Origin of the sequence: Vibrio hippocampi (assembly GCF_921292975.1) — a bacterium.
Classification (GTDB): domain Bacteria; phylum Pseudomonadota; class Gammaproteobacteria; order Enterobacterales; family Vibrionaceae; genus Vibrio; species Vibrio hippocampi.
Window position 1 is genome coordinate 2109717 of the sequence record NZ_CAKLCM010000002.1, and the last position, 22306, is coordinate 2132022.

A 22306-nucleotide genomic window follows, 5' to 3' on the forward strand; every position below is an offset into this window, starting at 1 on the left:
CTGCAACTCAGGTTAAAACTCTTTTTGTATCCAGTTACGCAATTTTCCAAATAATGATGTTACCGATTGGCGCTTTGGTTCGCTGTAATCGTTGTCATCATTAATCTGGCTATCTCTTGCATAATGAAGTAATCCTACTGCCGTAGAATGATACGGCTCTTTAACGTAGTCCGTAAGGCCACTCACCTCTAAAGGTTTGCCAATACGAACCTGGTTGCGAAACACGCGTTCAGCGCACTCCTCAACCCCTTTTAGTTGTGCGGCACCGCCTGTTAAGACTATGCCCGCAGCCAGATGGTGTTTAACACCACTGTCTCTAAGTTTAGCTTGAACATTGTCAATTGTTTGATTAACAAGTCCCATCAATTCTGTATATCGGGGCTCGATCACTTCTGCCAGCATTTGACGCTGTAGGCTTCGTGATGGACGACCACCGACACTAGGTACATTTACTGTGTCATCTTTGCTGACCAACTCGCTTAATGCGCAGCCATATTTGACCTTGATTTCTTCAGCATCACTAATTGGCGTACCGAATGCAAATGCGATATCACTCGTCACCGCATTGCCAGCATAAGAGAACACTTCAGTGTGCCTTAAAGCGCCACCGGTCCAAATAGAAACATCCATCGTCCCAGCGCCAATATCAACCACACACACACCAAGTTCACGTTCGTCTTCTGTGATTACGGCATTACTCGACGCCAGACCTGAGAAAACCAACTGCTCCACTTTAAGACCACAACGCTCAACAGCCTTAATGATATTTCTTGCCATATCATTGTGGCAGGAAATTAAGTGAACACTAACTTCCATTCTCACACCTGATAAACCAAGCGGATTTTTGATGCCTTCTTGATAGTCTATGGTAAATTCTTGCGGAATCACATGAAGAATACGCTGTTCATCGCCAATTTTGATCGATTTAGCGGTATGGATCGCGCGATCCATATCTTCTTGAGACACTTCCTCTTCGGAAATGGTTCCCATACCTTTTTCAATACGACTAGCAATATGCTTGCCAGAAAGTGAGAGAAACACATTACTAATTTGGCATTCGGCCATAAGTTCTGCTTGATCGATCGCGCGCTGTACAGATTTTACTACCGACTCAAGGTCGTTAACGCCACCTTTGTCCATTCCCCTTGAGGGACTGGTTCCAGCACCAATGATATTCACCTGCCCATCCGGTAGAACTTCACCTACCAGAGCAGACACAGTGGCAGTGCCGATATCAAGACCGACAATAATATTGTCATCCATGGCCTTCGTCATCTTTTCTCTCTTATCTTGGTTTTCGCTTAGACATAAAGTTAGTTATCACCCATCTTCCAATGAGTGATAACTAACTTAATGCACTGACTACTTGGTTTGAGTTCCGTCTTGGAGTTCATCCTGTAAGTCTTGATACCAACCAACCGCTGCGCCAGTATCGTATCGTAAATCAATGTAGCTAACTTTACTCGCTTTATCTCCTAACTCTTGATAAAGCGCAATAAAACGCAACAATCTTTCTTTTAACGAGTCTTTACCGAGTTCAAGGCGTATCCCATTATCCAAAATAATTTGCCAAGCTCTTCGATCATTGAGCACCAATGAAGAGATAGATAATCCCAATTGCTTGAGTGAATTATTACTATCTCGATAAGTGCTTAATACATCCACTTGAGAACCATCTGGACCATAGAGCTTAGCCTGCTCTTGCTCCAATTGAGTTAGGTCGCCATTAAACACAACACCATTAACGTCTAATAGGCTTATGCCATTCCAAATAGCGACTGCTTGATACTCTGTTAAAAATACTTTTACTGTGTCTGGCCACTGTTTACGGACCGATGCCTGCGAAACCCACGGGATCTGCTCAACACTGTGTTGCAGAACATTGATATCTTGCGACATAAAACTGCCAATATGCTCCAACTGTCCAAAAGCGTCTTGAACATCCGCAGCACTAACGTGAGTAAGTTCACCTTGTAGCACAATCTTCGACAGTGGTAGCCGTTGATCGTCTAGCATCCAGCTTATTGTCGAATAGAGCAGCCAAGCAATTACTGCAATAACCGTAACTAAAAAAACAGCTCCGATTCCGTGTTTTGATAACAGAGGAATAGGATGTGCTTTTTCATCACTGAGGTATGAAGTATTTGCCAAGCTTCTGTTTCCTTACCCACTTTCTGTGACTATTTCTGATAACAATACCAAATAAAAGCTCAAGTCAAATTGAGATATCGACCGATTATACTCACGAAAACTAAACTATCCAACTATATGCACCATAAAAGACCATTTGTCACCATAAGCGTTTTGGCGGCAAACTCTTTTACTGGTTGCGATACTTCAAACGAATAACAATGCCACAAGCGCAGAGGCTTAACAAGCAGGTAACTTTTAAAGATAAAAATTAACTGTTACTCATTGTATGAATGTTGAGTTGCATCTGCTGCAGTTGTTTCGCTACCTTACCAATATCACCTGCACCTTGAGTTAAAACAAGATCGCCTTCTTGGATCAAATTTGAGAGCACCGACGGTAATGCCGCGACGTCAGGAACAAAAACAGGATCGATTTTACCTCTTGCTCGAATGGTACGGCATAAGGCACGTCCATCGGCACCGGAAATAGGCGCTTCCCCTGCTGCATAGACATCTAACATCACTAAAACATCAACCTGTTCCAATACATTGGCGAAATCATCATAAAGATCTCGTGTTCTGCTATAGCGATGCGGCTGAAAAACCATCACTAAACGGCGATCCTGCCAACCACTTCGGGCCGCTTTAATCGTCACATCCACTTCGGTTGGATGATGACCATAGTCGTCAACCAACATAACTTGACCATTACCGGTATCAAACTCGCCAAGATGATCAAAGCGGCGTCCTGTACCTTGAGTGCCTAGCATGGCACTCAAAATAGCATCGTCACTGATGTTGTCATCGGTTGCTACTGCGATAGCCGCCGCCGCATTCAATGCATTGTGTTGACCCGGTATATTTAAGGTAATTTCGAGATCGTCTTTCGCTTCTCGAACCACGGTAAATTTGCCTTGCTGACCTTGTTGACGATAGTTTTCAATGCGCACATCCGCATCATCGGAGAAACCATAGGTAATCACATGGCGACTAATTCTAGGGATTAATTCACGCACCACAGGATCATCAATACACAGCACCGCCTGACCGTAAAATGGTAGATTATGCAAGAAATCAACAAACGTCTGCTTTAAGGTTTCAAAGTCACCACCATAGGTATCCATGTGATCCGCTTCGATGTTGGTAACAATGCTAACCATCGGTTGCAGGTGCAAGAATGAAGCATCACTTTCGTCCGCTTCTGCAATCAATATCCGACTTGAACCTAAACGAGCATTGGTACCCGCACTCTTAACTAAACCACCATTAACAAACGTCGGATCCATTCCAGCCTCAGAGTAAATCTGAGTCACAAGGGCAGTCGTGGTTGTTTTACCATGCGTGCCAGCAACCGCGATCCCATGACGAAATCGCATTAATTCCGCTAACATCTCAGCACGACGCACGACTGGGATCCGAAGCTCTTTTGCCGCGATCAATTCAGGGTTTTTAATGTCGATCGCGGTCGAAACCACGACCACACTCGCTTGCTCAACATTTGATGTTTGATGACCAATATAAATCGTGGCACCTTTCTGCTTTAAGCTCTCTGTCACAGCATTTTCTGCCAAATCAGAACCTGTGATCTGGTAGCCTTCATTAAGCAGAACTTCCGCAATACCGCTCATACCTGCACCACCGATGCCGACAAAGTGAATACTCTTCACTCTTCTCATCTCAGGCACCAAGGCACGGATTTGCGCTAAGTCTTGTTTATGTTGCTGTGTCATGGAATGTGTCTCGTTAAGTTATTTAGTGAGTTCTTTGATTGCTTGTGCAACTTGAATATCTGCCTCTGGCTTAGCCGCCGCTTTCGCGTTCTCCGCTAAGGTCTGCAACTGCTGACGATTTAATTGCTGAATTTGCGAGGCCAACTTTTCGGCTGTTAATTCCGACTGTTCAATCATATACGCCGCATTTTTTTCTACAAGATAATCGCCATTTAGGGCTTGCTGACGATCTTTGTGCATAAACGGGATAAATATCGCGCCCAAGCCAACTGCAGCCAGTTCTGATACCGTTAATGCGCCAGAGCGACAAATCACGATATCCGCCCATGTATAGGCTTGCGCGACGTCATCAATAAACTCTGTGACTTCGGCTGTTGTTATCTGTTTTTGCTGATAGTCCGCCTCAACCTGCTGCTGATTTCCCGCACCAACTTGATGCAAGATCTGATAATCGCGCCCCAAGAGTGCCATTACCTCAGGAAGGGTTTGGTTCAAAATACGCGCGCCTTGACTGCCGCCCATCACCAGAATTCTGATAGGTCCTTGTCTATCTGCGAACCTCTGCTGTGGTGAGTCAAGAGTCAGTAAATCTTGGCGAACCGGATTACCAACCACTTCAGCGTTAGCAAAGGCGCCGGGAAATGCTTGAAACACCTTAGTAGCGATTTTTGACAGCCATTTATTGGTTAAACCTGCTACGCCATTCTGCTCATGCAGAATAACGGGAATACCTAATGTCCATGCAGCTAAGCCACCAGGACCACTAACATATCCTCCCATACCGAGGACGGCATCAGGCTGCCAATGCTTCAGATGCTTACGCGCCTGTAAAACCGCATTTAAAATCTGCCAAGGGGCGCTGATTAGCTTAGCTAAACTTTGCCCTCGTAATCCTTTGACCTTAATGAAATCGATCTCAATACCATATTTGGGGACGAGATCGGCTTCCATTCGATCGGCTGTACCCAACCAGCGGATCTCCCAGCCTTCCTGCTGTAGTCTTTTGGCTACAGATAAACCAGGAAACACGTGTCCGCCAGTACCTCCAGCCATCACCATCAAACGCTTATTCTTTGTCATCTAATTCGGACTCTTGTTCATTCACTGGCGCTTTTTTCGGAGTCGCCTTGTTCGGACTGACTGCTAATAAGCGACATTCAAAATCTATTCTGAGCAATATGGAGACCGCCGTCGCCATAACAATCAAACTGGAACCGCCGTAACTGATCAGCGGCAGCGTTAGACCTTTGGTCGGCACCATACCCGAAGCTGCGCCGACATTCACTAATGTTTGGAAAGCAAACCAAATACCGATAGCAAAAGCGAGGTATCCACCGAATAGCTGTTTATTATCAAAAGCGCGTTTACCGATGTAGAGCGCCTTTAGCACTAAAGCAAACACGAGCATTAACACTAGAGTCACGCCGATAAAACCCAGTTCTTCAGCTAAAACTGCAAACACAAAGTCCGTATGCGCTTCAGGCAAGTACTCAAGTTTCTGTACCGAGTTACCCAACCCTTGCCCCGTCCAGTGACCACGACCAAATGCCATTAATGACTGGGTCAATTGATAGCCACTACCAAAGGGCTCTTCCCATGGGTCCAAGAAAGAAGTCACACGCCTGATACGATAGGGTTCAATTAAAATCAACCCGATAACAGCAGACAGCCCCGCCACCAGCAACGCGATAAATTGGTATAGTTTGGCACCCGCGATAAACAGCATTCCAAACAAGGTTACCAACATCACCACCACGGTTCCCAAGTCAGGTTGACCCAGTAGCAATACCGCCAGAGTAACAAAAATAATGATCGGCTTAATAAAGCCGCCAAAGAAAGAGTGGCGCACCTCATCTTGCTTGCGAACAAGATAACTCGACATAAAAATAAACAGCGACAATTTGGCGACTTCTGCTGGCTGTAAGTTAAAAAGCCCCAAAGGGATCCAGCGAGATGCTCCGTTAACTGACTTACCCACCAGCAAAACCACAATTAATAAGCCAATGGCGATCGCCAACAAATGAGAGCTATATTGAAACCATTTTTGGCTGGGTATCACCAAGACCACACCGGATACACCTAAAGCCAAAACCAGAAAGACAGCATGACGGATCATAAAATGAAATGGCTGATCCGTCAGTCGGGTACTGATAGGAAAAGAAGCAGATGTCACCATAACTAGCCCAGTGATCATTAAAGCAAACGCTAACCAGACCAACTGTCTATCATACAGAGGCTCAATTGGGCTTTTGCTCTCTTGCCACCATAGGCGGTTATTCCATAGCTTCGCTATCATCGCCACCACCTACTCATTCACATTTTGAGAATAGTGTTCAGCCAAGGTGGTAAAATGATCACCTCGAGCCATAAAGTTAGCAAACTGATCAAAACTGGCACACGCAGGAGAGAGCATGACCATATCTCCCGCTTTTAGTTGAGGTGTCACTAAATCAATGACTTCATCCATGCTGTCGTATAACTTGGCACTTGAGTGTAAATCCAAGAACGCTTGCCCATCCTTACCAAAGCAGCATAAAGCCACATTCAGAGAGGAAAGCGCAGGTTTAAGATCGGAAAAATCGGCGCCTTTACCGACACCACCGACTAGCAGGTAAAGCTTACCTTCCAACTGCAAACCTGACAAAGCCGCCAAAGTGCTTGCAACATTGGTTGCTTTGGAGTCGTTGACCCAAGTGACGCTATCTCTCTGGGCAACGACTTGGCATCGATGGCTAAGACCTGAGTAATCTTTTAAGGCTGTTAGGCTGTTACGATAATCAATACCGGCCAACTTCAACAGCGCACAAGCCACCAAGGCGTTGGACCAATTATGCTTTCCTATCAACTTCAGCTGTTGAGCCTGAACAATTAGCTCACCCTGATCCAGCAACCCTGTTTCGTGCTCGGAGATTTGCATACCAAAGTCATTCGCATCTGAACCAAAGGTATGTAATTTACCTTGATGTAATCTGCCTTGAATAGCGTCTGTGTTTGGGTAAGTCTCTGGCTCGTCACGATTCACCAATAGATGTTCAGCGTGGGTGAAAATACGGCGCTTGGCTTGCGCATAATCTTCCATGCCCTGATAGCGATCCATATGGTCTTCAGACAGATTGAGGAATGCGGACACTCGGGTTCGCAAACTCGACGTTGTTTCAAGCTGGAAGCTGGAGAGTTCCAACACATACAAATCAGCGTCAATATCCAATAAATCTAAGGCTGGAACACCGATATTCCCACCGACCCCGACATTCAAACCGGCGGCACGAGCCAAAACGCCAGTAAGATCCGTCACGGTACTTTTTCCGTTTGATCCAGTAATCGCAATAACCGGTTTGCTATTGCTCCAAGCAAATAACTCAATATCACCGACAACTGGCACATTCGCCTGTATTGCAGCTGTAATCTCAGGCGTCGCTAAAGCAATCCCCGGATTGCAGACCACGAGATCAGCATTCAGCAGCCACTCTAAATTAAAGCTTCCCGAGTGGAGCGCCACATTAGAGGGCAATTCGTCTTTGCCAGGAGGATTGTCTCGCGAATCCATCACGCGAACCGTCACATGAGGATAACGTTTAGTGACGTGTTGAACGACAGAGAGCCCGGTAATACCGAGCCCTACGACGACGAGATTGTTGATATTTTGCCAACGTTCCATGAGTCCTAGTCCTTGAACTTGCCTTATCGAACTTTCAACGTTGCCAAGCCAATGAGCACTAGCACGATAGAGATAATCCAAAAACGTACGATAACTCTTGGTTCTGGCCAACCTTTTAATTCGTAATGATGATGAATCGGAGCCATACGGAAAATACGTTGACCGCGCAACTTATACGAACCGACCTGCAAAATCACCGATAAGGTTTCCATGACGAACACGCCGCCCATGATCACCAATACAAATTCTTGACGAACCAGCACCGCAATAACGCCTAATGCGCCACCTAACGCTAGCGAACCAACATCGCCCATAAACACTTGAGCTGGATAGGTGTTAAACCACAAGAAACCCAGACCGGCTCCAACAATCGCGGTACAAACCACAACAAGTTCAGAGGCAAGTGGAATATGAGGAATATGCAGATAGCTGGCAAAGTTAACATTACCCGTTGCCCAAGCGATTGCCGCAAAACCGGCCGAAACCAACACCGTTGGCATAATCGCCAGACCATCTAAACCATCAGTTAAGTTAACGGCATTACTGGTACCAACAATAACAAAATAGGTAAAGACAATATAAAATAACCCCAGTTGAGGCATCACATCTTTAAAGAAAGGAACCACCAATTGGGTCGCCGCAGTATCATGACCATGCGCATACAACGCAAAGGCGGCAACCAGTGCGATGACTGACTGCCAAAAATACTTCCAGCGAGCGATCAGTCCGTCGGTATTTTTACGCACCACTTTGCGGTAATCATCGACAAAACCAACCGTGCCATAACCCAACAGCACAAACAATACTGCCCAAACATAGGGATTACTCAAATTTGCCCAAAGCAACACGGTAATGACAATAGCAGCAAGGATCATCACCCCACCCATTGTAGGCGTACCACGTTTACTAAAGTGGGACTCTGGACCTTCGTTTCGTACCACTTGACCGATCTGCAGCATCTGCAACTTGGCAATCAGTTTGGGTCCCATCCATAGCGAAAGGCTCAGCGCGGTTAAAATGCTAACAATCGCTCGAAAAGACAAATATTCGAATAAACGAAAAAAAGAAAAATATGGCTGGAGTAGTTCCGAAAGCCAAATAATCATGAGTAATTCTCCTTCAGTGCTTTGGCAATCGTGTACATGCCCGCACTTAACGCCCCTTTAACTAACATAGTATGAGGAGTCTGATTTAACTGTTCTAAAGTTTTAACAATATACGCAAACATGCTGTCATGATCGGCAAAGTGTTGACCACCACAAATTTCACTGATCACTCTGGCATCGTCACCAAAGGTCAGTACATGTTCAAACGCAAAAGGTGCAGCATGTTGTCCGACTTCGCTATGAAGTGCAAGGCTTTCATGCCCCAATTCTGCCATATTTCCCAAAATCAACCATCGCTCGTCAGTAAAGGACGACAACAAGTCAACCGCCGCTTTCATCGCGGGCACGCTGGCGTTGTAGCTATCATCAATAAGGGTGATCTGTTGAGTTAACTTCTCAACCTCGACTCGACGCTTCACTTTGCTGAGAGACTGCAAACCAGTTTGAATTTGACTTAATTCAATTCCACAGTGATAGGCAATCGCGCTGGCAGCAATAGCATTGACCACATTATGGGAACCCAATAGGCTAAGTTCTACATGGCTCGTTCCCAAAGGGGTGTGGAGTGTAAAAGAAGAGGTCGCTTCAGATGACAGGGTTATGTCAGAGGCGTAAAAATCTGCCTCACAATGAGTGGCAGAAATCGTCGTCACCTGTTTATCTGCCAGCACTGGCTGCCAATAGCCTTCTCCTTGACTGTCTAAATTAACAATCGCAATTCCGTCAGAAGACAGACCTTGATATATCTCACCTTTCGCTTGTTTTACACCATCAAGCGAGCCAAAACCTTCAAGGTGTGCTTCTGCGACATTATTAACTAATGCAATATCTGGTCGAGTCAGTTGAGTGGTGTAAGCGATCTCTCCGATATGATTCGCACCCAATTCGATGACCGAATAGTCATCACTTGGCTGATTGCGTAATAACGTTAAAGGCACACCGATGTCATTATTAAAGTTACCATCCGTGTACAGCACATTAGCCTGTTGACCTAAAATGGCAGCGACCATCTCTTTTACTGTCGTTTTACCGCAACTGCCGGTGATCGCAATGGTTTTGCTATCACAACGACGATGAACTTCAGCCCCTAACGCTCCAAGTGCCAACTTAGTATCCGTTACCAAGATTTGTGCCACCTCAACGTCAACTGGACGCTGGACAATCATTGCGACCGCGCCATTATCCAGTGCTTGCTGTGCGAAGTCGTGTGCATCAAACCGCTCGCCAATCAGAGCAATAAATAGCGAGCCTTGCGTGATCGCTCGAGTGTCAGTGGTCACATGAGTAATCTCGCACTCTTTGCCTATCAGTTGACCACTCACAATCGATGAAATTTCAGAAAGCGTTAAATTAATCATAATGTTAATCCTAACAAAGCCGCGGCAGATTCACGATCAGAATAGTGGATAGACTCTCTACCGACCACTTGGTAGTCTTCATGACCTTTACCAGCAAGCAGGATGATATCCTGAGCACCAGCGTGCTTCACAGCATAGTTTGCTGCCTGATAACGACTATGTTCAATCTTTGCTTGTTGAGGTTGCTGCATTCCCGCGAGCATGTCGTCGATGATGAGCGCAGGATCTTCACTACGAGGATTGTCATCACTTAAGATAACCTGATCGGCGAGTTGCTCAGCAATGGCCGCCATCATAGGGCGTTTGCCCTTATCTCTATCACCACCGCATCCAACGACGACCCAGAGTTTACCCTCACAATGGACGCGCAAAGCTTGCAACGCTTTTTCTAATGCATCTGGCGTATGAGCATAATCGACCACTACCTTTGGCTTACCCAAGGTGTGGAACAGCTCCATTCTTCCTAGCACAGGCTGCAATTGGCTTGCTGTTTGTTGTAATTGTTTAATATCGAAACCCAGAGAAAGCAAAGAGGCAAAAGCCAGCATCAGATTGCTGGCATTAAACTGACCGATAAGAGGCGCGCTCAACGCTCCCTCACCAAAATGCCCAGCAAAATTTAGTGCAATCCCCTTATCACTGTAATCAACCTGCGTCGCCCATAAACCATTTTGATCCACACGCTTACCTTCAACCGACACCGCGATCGCATCACGACGATCGGCAAGCCAACGCTCACCGACTTCATCATCAATATTAAGGACAGCAAGTTCACAATGGTGTCCGGTGAAAAGCAGTTTTTTCGCAGCTTCATAACCTTGCATATTTCCGTGATAATCCAAATGATCACGACTCAGGTTAGTAAATACGCCAAGCTTAAAAGGCACAGCTGCAACGCGCCCCTGAACCAAGCCATGTGAAGACACTTCCATTGCGGTATAAACCGCACCTTTGCCATCAAGTTCCGCTAAACTTCTCTGAACATCAATCGCGCTGCCTGTGGTGTTTTTCGCTTCCTCAAGTTGATGCAAGAAACCATTTCCTGTGGTTCCCATCACCGCTGCTTTTTGATCGAGTAACTCTATCCATTGTGCAATCAACTGAGTGATCGTGGTTTTGCCATTGGTTCCGGTCACCCCGATCACCTGCTGATCGTAGTGGTATAAGCGAGCTGCGATCACCGAAAGTAAACTATCCAAACCATGAATATGAACAATTGGCACATCTTGATGCCATTGCACCTCACCGTGCTTATGCTCACTATCGGCTTGCGCGATCACCGAGTTTGCGCCAGCGTCAATCGCACGTTCAATAAACAATCGACCATCTACGGCATGACCGATGACAGCAACAAAAGTATCGCCCTCTGCTACCGTTCGACTGTCTAAAATCAACTGATTGACTGGAATGTCACAAAGCGGTGAGTCACTGGCGGTTAGCCAAGGCTTAAGAAGTGATGCTAATGTCATGCTAGTTCGCATACTCATGGTCCTACTGTTGGAACTGGTTTTCGTCTGGGGCGACATTTAAAATCTGTAATGCGCCTTTCATAATTTCGGAGAAAACGGGGGCAGCGACTGAACCACCGTAATATTGATCACCTTGTGGCTCATTGATCACCACCACCAGCGATACCCTTGGGTTACTCACCGGCGCAACGCCTACTGTTAATGCAACATACTCATCACTATAACCGCCAGACGTCGCTTTTCTCGACGTTCCTGTTTTGGCGGCAATTCGGTAACCCGGTACAGCAGCTCGCGTTGCAGTGCCTCCAGGCTGAGTTACGGCTTCTAGCATACCCAATACGGTGTTGGCATGTTCTCTATCGAGTACCTGCTTGGAAAGATCCTGTTGGTTATTCTCTATGATATAAATTGGCTTATATTCGCCAGAATTTCCTAAGGTCGCGTAGGCGTGAGCAAGCTGCAATGGTGTGATTGAAAGGCCATAACCAAAGGTCAGTGTGGCAATTTCAAAAGAAGACCAACGACGGCGATTGGGGAAAATACCGGTTGTTTCACCGATTAAGTTCAGCCCAGATAACTGACCAAAGCCAATCGAGCTATACATACCTAACAAGGCTTCGAGAGGCATATCAAGACCGAGCTTAGCGACACCGATATTACTCGACTTTTGAAGGATCTTCGCCAGATTAGCCTTACCGACTTTCGACGTATCACGCACTCGGCTGCCGCCAATCTGCATAATGCCATTCCCGGTATCTATGATGGTTTCCGTATCGGCGATACCGGCCTCTAATGCGGCTAAAACCACAAATGGCTTCACAGTAGAGCCCGGCTCCATCGCGTCAGTAATCACTCGATTTCGCATGGTAAAAGATTGGCGGGAAGATCGATTATTGGGGTTATAAGAAGGGGCATTCACCATCGCCAGCACCGCGCCTGTTTTGACATCAATCAGTACAGCACTGCCTGACGTCGCTCGGTGGTCGGCAACTGCCTGCTTGATGGCACGATAAGCGATTGCTTGCAGTCTTTGATCAATGGTTAATTTAAGCGGTTTACCTTGCTCGCGTTCTTCAAGAGCAATATTCTCAACAACACGACCAAAGCGGTCTTTACGAATAATACGTTTACCCGCTTCGCCAGTTAGCCACTTATCATAACTGCGCTCAACACCTTCAAGACCGTGACCATCAATACCCGTCACACCAACTAAATGGGCACTGACTTCACCCGCTGGGTAATAGCGTCTGGACTCTGCTTTTAACCCAACCCCAGCGAGCTTCAACTCTTTGATATATTTTGCCATGGCAGGGCTAACTTGACGCTGTAAATAGATAAAACGGCGTGTGCGATTTTTTTCTATCTTTTCGATCAAATCTTGACGTTCAAGGCCCAATACATCGGCTAGTGCAAACCATCGTTCGCGTTCTTCAAATCCACCTTCTTTAAAAATGGTGAAAGGGTCTGCCCATACCGCCTGAACCGGTACACTCACCGCCAGTGGATTGTCGTTGCGATCAGAGATAATACCGCGCGCTGAATGCAGAGCTTTCACACGAACAGAGCGCATATCACCTTGTTTTATCAGATTATCGGGTTCGATAACTTGTAGGTAGCCAATACGCGCAATAAGAGCGCCAAAAATGATCAATACCGTTCCGAGCACTAAGCGAAAACGCCAAGGAATCAACAACGGCTTTTGTTTTTGAACTTTCTTTTTATTGGCTAATTTACTGTTTTTATTGGCGTTCATTTCAGGTTGACCACCACTTCCTTGTCAGCATCAGGACGCTTCATTTGTAACTCTTCATCGGCAATAGCTTGAACGCGGCTATGTTCCGCGAGCGCATTCTCTTCTAACAAAAGATTTCGCCATTCATCGTCTAAGCGCTCTCGCTCTTGTTGAGCGACATCTTTCTCATTGATGGCTTGACGCGTATGGTGAGTAGCAAATACAACTGACATTGCTGAAATAAAAATCACGACCAGAATCGCTAACGGTACTTTACCGACCGTAATAAGATCCTTGGCAATGATTTTGGCTAAGTTGTGTTTTTGTTGCTGCGTCATACCTGCTGGCTCAATCCCTTGAATCAAAATTACAGTTTTTCAGCGACACGAAGAACCGAACTTCTTGAGCGCGCGTTCACTTCAATTTCTTCTGATGTTGGTTTGAGTGCTTTGCCTACCGTTTTTAGGTTCGCGCTGCCTAAGGCTTGGATCTGCGCTTCCGTCATCGGGATACCGTGTGGTACTTGAGGTCCTTGACTCTCTTTACGCATAAAGCGCTTCACCATTCTATCTTCAAGCGAATGGAAGCTGATCACTGACAATCGACCTTGCGGCGCTAATATACTCGCGGCACCTTTTAATGCCGTGTCGATTTCCTCAAGTTCACTATTGATATAAATACGGAAGGCTTGAAAGGCACGGGTCGCAGGGTGCTTTTTCTCTTTAAAGCTTTTTGGAGCCGCTTCAGAAATAAGTTTCGCCAAATGACTGGTACGCGTTAGTGGCTCTTTGTCTTCATTTTCACGATGCGCCACGATCGCTTTGGCGATGCGACGTGCATGTTTGTCCTCACCAAACTCACGAATCACCCAAGTAATATCATCAAGGTCGGCTTCCGCTAGCCATTCAGAGACGGGCATACCACTGGTTGGATCCATACGCATATCAAGTGGACCATCTTTCATAAAGCTAAAGCCACGCTCTGCATCATCAAGTTGAGGTGATGACACCCCGAGGTCAAAAAGCACACCGTCTACCTTACCAACCAGATCATAGCGTTCGGCATAGTCAGCAATACCAGAAAATGGTCCATGCACTATGGTAAAGCGAGGGTCTTGAATCTTGCTTGCTTCTTCTATCGCCTGAGGATCACGGTCAATACTAAACAAACTACCATTCTCGCCCAGTTTCGCCAAAATCTGACGACTGTGACCACCACGACCAAAGGTTCCATCAATGTAAGTACCATCGGGTTTTATCGCTAAACCATCAATGGATTCATGAAGTAATACCGAAATGTGTTGAAAAGATTCGCTCATGGCTGCTCTCAAGGCTTGTAATGCAAAGTGGTAAGTTTACTGATTTCCAACAATGACGTCACTGCAAGAATCCGTCATTGGTATAAATTAGTGATCAAAAAACACAATATCGACTTTAGATGTCATTCTAAGGTTCAATTTGATGCATAAATTGTCAGGCTCATCTAACACATCATCGACTCAGCGCACTCCGCAGCTTGTTCCCAACTGACCTCAGATATGAAGTTCAAAGAGAATTGCTCGGTTTGTAGGCGAGAAAATAACTGAGGAAAACGATGGGAATATATCAGCGTAAGATTAAGGTTGAGGAAAGGGTATATCTGTTGATATTACAAGACCTCGCAGCATTTGCGAGGTCTTGTAAATAAAGGAGGTGAAGTTGACCTGTAAGCCGGGTTCTGTACCGTCGAAACGGTGATAGTCATTCGTCTAGGCCAGCAATCGCTCACTGGCTCAAGCAACCTACCCGCCCCCTTACGCGAGCCACGCAATGTGGGGGCCTATTTGGTCTTGCTCCGGGTGGAGTTTACCTTGCAACGAACTGTTGCCAGCCGTCCGGTGCGCTCTTACCGCACCCTTTCACCCTTACCTGTGCCCTAAGGCCATCGGCGGTCTTCTCTCTGCTGCACTTGTCGTAGGCTTTAGCCTCCCAGGCGTTACCTGGCACCCTGCTCTATGGAGCCCGGACTTTCCTCCCCTCCATCAGTCTCCCCGAGCAAGCTCAAGGGACATCAATGAAGCAGCGACTATCCGGTCAACTTCGGGCGCGGATTGTAACCAAGACTGAGCGATTACTCAAGGTTTTCTAGTCCCCATTTGTATAACGCGTTCTTTTTCAGGTTATAAATTTCCGCCGTCATCGCAGCAGCTTTCTTCAATGGCAACTCTTTAACCAAGATACCCAAGGTACGTGTCGCCTCATCAGGAAGCGTCTCTGAACTCTGTTCGCGATAACCGTGAATCAAAAGAACCATTTCACCACGCTTTCGGTTGTCATCTTCTTCAATCCACTCAACCAACTCACCAAGCGGTAAGCCTTGAATCGTTTCATAGGTTTTGGTTAACTCTCTAGCCAAGACCACTTCTCGCTCTGCGCCCAATACTGACAGCATGTCTGCCAGAGATTCGGTAATTCGATGTGGCGACTCATAGAAAATACAGGTACGCTCTGCTTTGGCAATTTCTAAAAATTTATCTTTACGCCCTTTGCTCTTCGCTGGAAGAAATCCCTCGAAACTAAAACGATCTGACGGTAAACCAGAGGCACTCAATGCGGTAATCACGGCACAAGCGCCCGGCAGAGGGACAACTTTAACGCCGGCTTGACGACACTGCGTGACTAAGTGATACCCTGGATCACTGATAAGCGGTGTTCCAGCATCAGAGACCAAAGCAATCGACTCACCGGCGAGTAATTTGCCAACTAACACCTGAGCTTTTTGCTGTTCATTATGGTCATGCAGAGCAAAGGTTCTAGTTTGAATATTGAAGTGAGACAATAATTTACCTGTATGACGAGTGTCCTCTGCCGCAATTATGTCGACACTTTGCAGAACATCGAGTGATCTTTGTGTAATATCACCGAGATTTCCAATAGGAGTCGGTACAATAAACAGCGTAGGTTGTTCAATATGGATGGATTTGTTGCTTGTCATTTGTTTACCAGCACTTCAACGATTAATATAATGATTTTACACGAATAGTGATTAAAGAGCCCACGGTAATGATGAACCCTAAGAGAAATAGTGTAACACGTCTGCTGACTCCAATCGCATTGGCTTTGACCATTGCGGCTTGTTCGAGTCAGCCACCCGCACCTACTTATGTCGATTTTACTCAGGCTCCTAGTGCCTCTTCTGAAACCTACATTATGCGCGCCGATGCCAATCAAGGTGGGTTCGCTAACGAATGGCTTATCTTAGCGTTTAAAGCCGCTCTAGAAGAGCGAGATTATCAAAAAGCCGAATCGCTATCGAATCGGCTCAGCAAGCAGAACCTCACCACTATTCAACAAGCCGAGTGGCAACTGGTTCGTTCGCAGCTCAATCTTGCCACCAACAACCCTGAAGCGGCTTTCTTAGAGCTTAATTTTCCGAATTCATGGCCATTAAGTCCGAGTCAGTGGCAGCAATACCATCGTTCACGCGCCGACGCGCTAACCCAATTGCAACGCTATTTTGAAGCGAGCAGAGAGTTAGTCGCGATGACCCAATATGCGCCACTTTCCCAACAGAAATCAGCAAATGATGAAATCTGGGCTAATTTGGAACGCTATTCGCCTCAACAACTCAATTCATTCGACGTAAAAGCCGATGAAGATGTGCTAGATGGTTGGGTACAACTGGCTGCCTATATGAAAGCATTGACTGGCAGCCTGCCTCAGTTACAAACAAGTCTGAAGAATTGGTTGGCAGAGAACCCAAACCACCCTGCGGCTTTATACACACCACAAACGATTACTGACATCCTTCAACTTGAGATCTCAACCCCACACAGCACAGCCTTACTGTTACCTCTAACGGGCAAATATGCCAAGCAGGCTCAGTTCGTGCGTGACGGTTTTATGATGGCGATGATGAATGATAACCAACGCGATCCACAAGCGGTGTTCACCATTGTTGATACCAATGAGACCGCGCCTTCGGCGATCAAACAACGCTTAGCCACCAATAATGTCGATTTTATTGTCGGTCCGCTAATCAAAGAAAATGTCGAAAAATTACAAAATGCACAAGCAACAGCGGTCACCCCTATTCCAGCACTCGCACTGAATATCCCGAGTGAGTTAGAGGCATCAAATATGATGTGCTATCTCACACTCTCTCCGGAACAAGAGGTCGCTCAAGCCGCTCAGCATCTTAATCAGCAAGAATATCAATACCCACTGATTATCGTTCCGAAAGGGAGCTTAGGTGATCGCGCGGTGAGCGCGTTTAAACAAGAGTGGGCTACGTTAAGCGATCATAAAGTGGCGGTAGCGCAATACACCAACCGCACTCAGCTACAAAAAACCGTTAATCAAGTGTTTGGTCTCCAAGAAAGCCAACAGCGTATTGCACAAATGGAAGCTCTTGTTGGTATGAAACTAGAAAATCAACCAAGAAGTCGCCGAGATATCGATTCTGTTTATATCGTCGCCAATAATGCCGATCTCACCTTGATTAAGCCATTTATCGAGGTGGCGATTAACCCAGATACGAAACAGCCTCAGCTGTTTGCTGACTCTCATAGCCATACGAGCAAGCGTCAATATGAAGATCTTACCGGGGTCATTTATAGTGATATTCCTTTGTTGATTGAAGATCCTGCAAACCTTAACGCTCAAATGACTGAGCTTTGGCCGAAAAGCTCTAACGTCGAAACCCGTCTAAGAGCCTTGGGTATGGACGCGTATGCTTTAACCAAAGAGTTGCCGCAGCTAAAAGCGGTTCAAGGCTATCAAGTGCAAGGCCAAACCGGAGATCTATCCATTGGCGACAACTGTGTTATTCAGCGACAAGTTGCTTGGGCGGAATATGGCAAAGAGCCAGTTACCCCTGCAGTCATAGTTGAACCAGAAGCTAATGAGGTTACTGCCCCTGCAGAGTCGACCGTGGAGACTGGCAGTAATGAAACAACTTTGGACAACACCGAAAGCAACCAATAAACGCCAGATAGGTAACCATTATGAAGCCCTTGCCAAGCGCCATTTAACGCAGCAAGGGCTAATTGAAGTTGCAGACAACTTCAATGCTAAATGTGGCGAAATCGACCTTATCATGCGTGATTTGGAGTGCATTGTGTTTATTGAAGTCAAGTATCGCCAAAACCGCCATTTCGGTTTAGCACAGGAAATGGTCACGGCCAGCAAGGCGAGAAAATTACAAAAAACGGCCACTTTATGGTTGATGAATCAAGGTTTATCACCCTATACCACAGAATTTCGTTTTGATATCGTTGCCATTCACAATAACGGCCATGATATCAACTGGATCCAAAACGCGATAACTCAAGGATAACCATGCGCGATAGCATTAAAGAAAGCTTTACTGAGAGTATTCAGATTCAAATCGCCGCTGCTGAAGCGCTGCCGGACGTCATCACCCATGCTGCTCAAGCCATGGTGGCGACATTGCTAAATGGCAATAAGATCCTCTGCTGTGGCAATGGCGGTTCTGCGTCTAATGCTCAGCAATTTGTTTCTTGTTTACTTAACCGTTTCGAAACTGAGCGCCCGAGCTTACCTGCTCTTGCGCTAACGACCGACAATATCACCATGACCGCCGTCGCCAACGACTATAACTTTGCCGACATCTTTGCCAAACAGGTGAGAGCATTTGGGCAGGCCAACGATATCTTGCTTGCCATATCCACCAGCGGTAACAGCAAGAATGTCATTAAAGCGATGGAAGCAGCCGTAACACGTGATATGACTATCATTGCTTTCACAGGCAAAGATGGCGGTGAAATGGCAGGTTTACTGGGTGAAAATGATGTTGAGATCAGAATACCGTCACATCGCACCGCTAGAATACATGAAGTCCATATGGTGACACTGCACTGCTTATGTGATCTTATTGATCAAGTTCTATTCCCCGCTCATGAAGAGTAAAACGATGAAAAAATATTATGCTATTGCTCTGCTGTTATCAGCTAGCTTACTGTCTGGTTGTGCCGGCGTCTTTGTTGCTGGTGCAGCGACAACCGTTAACCTTGTTACTGATACTCGTAGCAGTAAAGAAATTTGGGTCGATAACGCTATCGAATCTGAAGTCGCGGGTCTGAGCAACAAACAACCTTATGTTGGACAAGTTCGAGTTGTCGCCAGCTCACAACGCGGCACAGTTGTACTGATGGGACAAGCGAAAACCCAAGAGTTGAGCAATCAAGTCGCCCAACAAGTAGAGAAAATTAGCGACGTAAAACGTGTCTACAATCAGATGCGTATTAAAGCACCTATCGATCTTGCGGCAATGAGCAATGACACTTGGTTGACAACTAAAATCAAGTCTTCGGTGCTCACAGACAAGCGTTTAAGTGGCATTAAAATTAAAGTCATTACTGAAGACAGTGAGGTCTTCCTACTCGGTTATGTATCAAAAGAAAATGGCGATATTGCCACGGACATTGCTCGTAATACCTCTGGTGTTAAACAGGTCGTTCGTGCATTTCAGTACAGTGAAGACGAAGAGCGTCTAAACACTGAATCGCAACAAGAAGCAGAGCCAGTGCCTGCTCCGGTGAATGATATTAATAGTTCGCCTCAACCTACTTCTGACGCGCCACAGCCTATTGTGGAAGAGCCAGCACCATTCTTGGAAGTCGAAGGTTAATCTTGATACTTAACCACCAGAAACTAAAAAAGCGAGCTTTGTTAGCTCGCTTTTTACTATCCACTTTATTCAACTGAAGCGTTATCCTGCTGAACTTTAGCCGTTTAAGGTTTTAAGGCTCTTTCTCCGCGAGCGATACCGACAATACCACTTCTCGCCACCTCAATAACATCCGTCACTTCAGTTAACGCAGAAACAAAGGCATCTAACTTCTCACTGGTTCCAGCTAATTGAACTGTATATTGCCCGGCAGTCACATCGACGATCTGTCCTCGGAAGATATCTGCAGTACGTTTCACCTCAGCGCGAGCAAAGCCGTCTGCCTTAACTTTCACCATCATCAATTCACGCTCGATATGCTCAAACTCCGTCACTTCCTGAACCTTCAGCACATCAATTAATTTATGCAGTTGCTTCTGGATCTGCTCAAGCTCCAACTTATCGGATTCCGTGGTGATGTTCAGACGAGACAGTGTTTCATCATCCGTCGGCGAAACGTTCAAAGATTCGATATTGTAGCCACGTTGAGAAAATAGACCGACAACTCGAGACAAAGCACCGGGTTGGTTTTCCATTAATAGCGAAATAATGTGTCTCATATTAGGTTCTCTCCGTCTTGCTTAGCCACATCTTATCCATACCCTCGCCTTTAATTTGCATTGGGTAAACATGCTCAGTTTCGTCAACGTTGATATCAACAAACACCAGACGGTCTTTCATCTCCAGCGCTTTTTTCAGACCCGCTTCTAGTTCACTTGGCTTAGAAATACGGATACCGACATGACCGTACGCCTCTGCAATCGCGGCAAAATCTGGCACGGAGTCCATGTAAGAGTTAGAGTGACGACCTTGATAGATAATGTCTTGCCACTGCTTCACCATGCCTAAGAAACGGTTGTTCAGGTTAATGATTTTAACCGGCACTTGATACTGCATTGCCGTAGACAGTTCCTGAATATTCATCTGAATACTGCCATCCCCTGTCACACACACCACTTCTTCATCTGGGTACGCAAACTTAACACCGATAGCCGCAGGGAAACCAAAGCCCATCGTGCCTAAGCCACCAGAATTAATCCAACGTCTTGGCTTGTTAAATGGATAGTACAGGGCGGCAAACATCTGATGCTGACCCACATCAGAAGCCACAAATGCATCACCACCCGTCAACTTGTGCAGCACTTCTATCACTTGTTGAGGCTTAATACGCTCTTCCGATGTTTCATAACTTAAGCAGTTACGTTGACGCCAAGTGGCAATATCGTCCCACCAAGCAGACAGATATTGTGGATCTCGCTCGTGATTTTGATCTTCCAATAGCCTATCTTCCAATAGCTTAAGCATACTGTCCAACACGACATTGGCTGAGCCAACAATTGGCAGATCAACACGGACATTTTTTGAGATAGACGATGGATCAATATCGATGTGAACCACTTTAGCGTCTGGACAATATTTATCTAAATTATTCGTGGTACGGTCATCGAAGCGAACGCCAACACCAAAGATAAGATCTGCGTTGTGCATCGCTAAGTTCGCTTCATAAGTGCCGTGCATCCCAAGCATACCCAAGGCTTGTTTATCGGTGCCAGGGAAAGCACCCAGCCCCATCAAAGTACTGACGACCGGCAAATTCAGTGTTTTAGCCAGTTTGATCACCTGTTGCTCTGCTTCAGAGATCACAGCGCCGCCGCCGACATACAAGACGGGTTTCTTGGCTTCAAGAATGGCTTTTAAAGCTTTTTTGATCTGTCCTTTATGCCCAGTGGTTGTTGGGTTGTAAGAACGCATCTTGATGCTTTCAGGATACTGGTAAGGAAACTTAATCTGTGGATTCATAACATCTTTTGGAATATCCACCACCACAGGACCCGGTCGACCTGTTGACGCGATATAGAACGCTTTTTTCAAGGTTTCTGGAATGTCTTCTGCACGCTGCAGCAAAAAGCTATGTTTTACTACAGGTCGTGAAACACCGACCATATCACACTCTTGGAATGCGTCATTACCGATCAGGTTGTTCGGCACGTTGCCCGATAACACTACCATTGGAATTGAATCCATATAAGCAGTGGCAATACCGGTAATCGTGTTGGTCGCACCCGGACCAGAACAGACAAGCACCACACCTGGCTTACCCGTGGCACGGGCGTAGCCGTCCGCCATATGGGTTGCCGCTTGTTCATGTCTCACTAATACGTGTTGGATTGATTCTGTCTTGGCGTGCAGCGCATCGTAGATGTCGAGGACGGAACCACCTGGGTAACCAAAGATCTGTTGTACACCTTCATCAATCAATGACTGCACAATCATCTCTGCGCCAGATAGCATTTCTGGGGTTGTTTCTGCCATATTGTCTCCTTAACCAGCACTCCCTTCGCAGGATATTCGAGGGACTGGTTTTACATAGTTAGGTCTTATTTGTAGCCTAAATCGAAATCACTCACTTTCGGCTATGTTGCGTGGCAAGTCATAACTCACCACCCATCTC

19 protein-coding genes and 1 other RNA gene are annotated in these 22306 nt (G+C 46.1%); 4 read left to right on the forward strand and 16 right to left on the reverse strand.

The features are described 5' to 3' along the window. Window positions 1-12 precede the first annotated feature (12 nt). The 14 genes from ftsA to rsmI form a co-directional block, all read right to left on the reverse strand. A complete protein-coding gene (gene ftsA / locus L9Q39_RS11825; RefSeq protein WP_237485240.1) occupies window positions 13-1275 on the reverse strand; it encodes a cell division protein FtsA in 1263 nt (420 codons plus the stop codon). Window positions 1276-1362: 87 nt separating this feature from the next. After that, window positions 1363-2151, reverse strand: a complete 789-nt coding sequence (locus L9Q39_RS11830) for a cell division protein FtsQ/DivIB (protein WP_237485241.1) — start codon at window positions 2149-2151, stop codon at window positions 1363-1365. A gap of 250 nt (window positions 2152-2401) precedes the next feature. After that, window positions 2402-3862, reverse strand: a complete 1461-nt coding sequence (gene murC, locus L9Q39_RS11835; protein WP_237485242.1) for a UDP-N-acetylmuramate--L-alanine ligase — start codon at window positions 3860-3862, stop codon at window positions 2402-2404. An 18-nt stretch (window positions 3863-3880) separates the two neighbouring features. Further along, on the reverse strand, window positions 3881-4942 hold the full coding sequence (murG, locus tag L9Q39_RS11840) for an undecaprenyldiphospho-muramoylpentapeptide beta-N-acetylglucosaminyltransferase (RefSeq protein ID WP_237485243.1): 1062 nt from the start codon (window positions 4940-4942) through the stop codon (window positions 3881-3883). Then, window positions 4929-6158, reverse strand: coding sequence for a cell division protein FtsW (ftsW, locus tag L9Q39_RS11845; protein ID WP_237485244.1), 1230 nt, complete (start codon window positions 6156-6158; stop codon window positions 4929-4931). Before ftsW ends, murG begins: the two co-directional genes overlap by 14 nt. 9 nt (window positions 6159-6167) lie before the next feature. After that, a complete protein-coding gene (gene murD, locus L9Q39_RS11850; protein ID WP_237485245.1) occupies window positions 6168-7520 on the reverse strand; it encodes a UDP-N-acetylmuramoyl-L-alanine--D-glutamate ligase in 1353 nt (450 codons plus the stop codon). Window positions 7521-7543: 23 nt separating this feature from the next. Next, a complete protein-coding gene (mraY, locus tag L9Q39_RS11855) occupies window positions 7544-8626 on the reverse strand; it encodes a phospho-N-acetylmuramoyl-pentapeptide-transferase (protein ID WP_237485246.1) in 1083 nt (360 codons plus the stop codon). Next, window positions 8623-9984, reverse strand: coding sequence for a UDP-N-acetylmuramoyl-tripeptide--D-alanyl-D-alanine ligase (locus tag L9Q39_RS11860; RefSeq protein ID WP_237485247.1), 1362 nt, complete (start codon window positions 9982-9984; stop codon window positions 8623-8625). The genes mraY and L9Q39_RS11860 overlap by 4 nt, the downstream gene beginning before the upstream one ends. Next, window positions 9981-11465 carry a UDP-N-acetylmuramoyl-L-alanyl-D-glutamate--2,6-diaminopimelate ligase gene (murE, locus tag L9Q39_RS11865; RefSeq protein WP_237485248.1) on the reverse strand — a complete coding sequence of 495 codons (1485 nt, stop codon included), beginning with the start codon at window positions 11463-11465 and terminating at the stop codon, window positions 9981-9983. The genes L9Q39_RS11860 and murE overlap by 4 nt, the downstream gene beginning before the upstream one ends. A gap of 10 nt (window positions 11466-11475) precedes the next feature. Beyond that, a complete protein-coding gene (locus tag L9Q39_RS11870) occupies window positions 11476-13206 on the reverse strand; it encodes a penicillin-binding transpeptidase domain-containing protein (protein ID WP_237485249.1) in 1731 nt (576 codons plus the stop codon). Further along, window positions 13203-13523: a cell division protein FtsL gene (ftsL, locus tag L9Q39_RS11875; RefSeq protein ID WP_237485250.1), complete on the reverse strand. Its 321-nt coding sequence runs from the start codon at window positions 13521-13523 to the stop codon at window positions 13203-13205. The genes L9Q39_RS11870 and ftsL overlap by 4 nt, the downstream gene beginning before the upstream one ends. A gap of 29 nt (window positions 13524-13552) precedes the next feature. Then, entirely contained in the window at window positions 13553-14503 is a 951-nt protein-coding gene (rsmH, locus tag L9Q39_RS11880) for a 16S rRNA (cytosine(1402)-N(4))-methyltransferase RsmH (RefSeq protein WP_237485251.1), read from the reverse strand. Between the two features lie 371 nt (window positions 14504-14874). Then, window positions 14875-15265, reverse strand: an RNA gene (rnpB, locus tag L9Q39_RS11885) — RNase P RNA component class A. 29 nt (window positions 15266-15294) lie between these two features. After that, window positions 15295-16158: a 16S rRNA (cytidine(1402)-2'-O)-methyltransferase gene (gene rsmI / locus L9Q39_RS11890; RefSeq protein ID WP_237485252.1), complete on the reverse strand. Its 864-nt coding sequence runs from the start codon at window positions 16156-16158 to the stop codon at window positions 15295-15297. Between the two features lie 68 nt (window positions 16159-16226). Between rsmI and L9Q39_RS11895 the strand changes: the two genes are divergently transcribed. Genes L9Q39_RS11895 through L9Q39_RS11910 form a run of 4 tightly spaced genes read left to right on the forward strand, consistent with a single transcriptional unit; the run spans window position 16227 to window position 19815 of the window. After that, window positions 16227-18149: a penicillin-binding protein activator gene (locus L9Q39_RS11895; protein WP_237485253.1), complete on the forward strand. Its 1923-nt coding sequence runs from the start codon at window positions 16227-16229 to the stop codon at window positions 18147-18149. Next, window positions 18112-18501 (forward strand): YraN family protein, encoded by a 390-nt coding sequence (locus tag L9Q39_RS11900; protein WP_237485254.1) that lies wholly within the window; start codon window positions 18112-18114, stop codon window positions 18499-18501. Before L9Q39_RS11895 ends, L9Q39_RS11900 begins: the two co-directional genes overlap by 38 nt. A gap of 2 nt (window positions 18502-18503) precedes the next feature. Then, window positions 18504-19094 (forward strand): phosphoheptose isomerase, encoded by a 591-nt coding sequence (locus L9Q39_RS11905; RefSeq protein ID WP_237485255.1) that lies wholly within the window; start codon window positions 18504-18506, stop codon window positions 19092-19094. Further along, the gene (locus L9Q39_RS11910; protein ID WP_435532819.1) at window positions 19084-19815 is read left to right on the forward strand and encodes a BON domain-containing protein; all 732 of its coding nucleotides are present in this window, start codon (window positions 19084-19086) and stop codon (window positions 19813-19815) included. The genes L9Q39_RS11905 and L9Q39_RS11910 overlap by 11 nt, the downstream gene beginning before the upstream one ends. A 104-nt stretch (window positions 19816-19919) precedes the next feature. Here the strand turns inward: L9Q39_RS11910 and ilvN are convergent, their stop codons facing one another. Further along, entirely contained in the window at window positions 19920-20414 is a 495-nt protein-coding gene (gene ilvN / locus L9Q39_RS11915) for an acetolactate synthase small subunit (RefSeq protein ID WP_237485257.1), read from the reverse strand. Window position 20415: 1 nt separating this feature from the next. After that, window positions 20416-22167 carry an acetolactate synthase 3 large subunit gene (locus tag L9Q39_RS11920; RefSeq protein ID WP_237485258.1) on the reverse strand — a complete coding sequence of 584 codons (1752 nt, stop codon included), beginning with the start codon at window positions 22165-22167 and terminating at the stop codon, window positions 20416-20418. Between the last annotated feature and the right edge of the window lie 139 nt (window positions 22168-22306).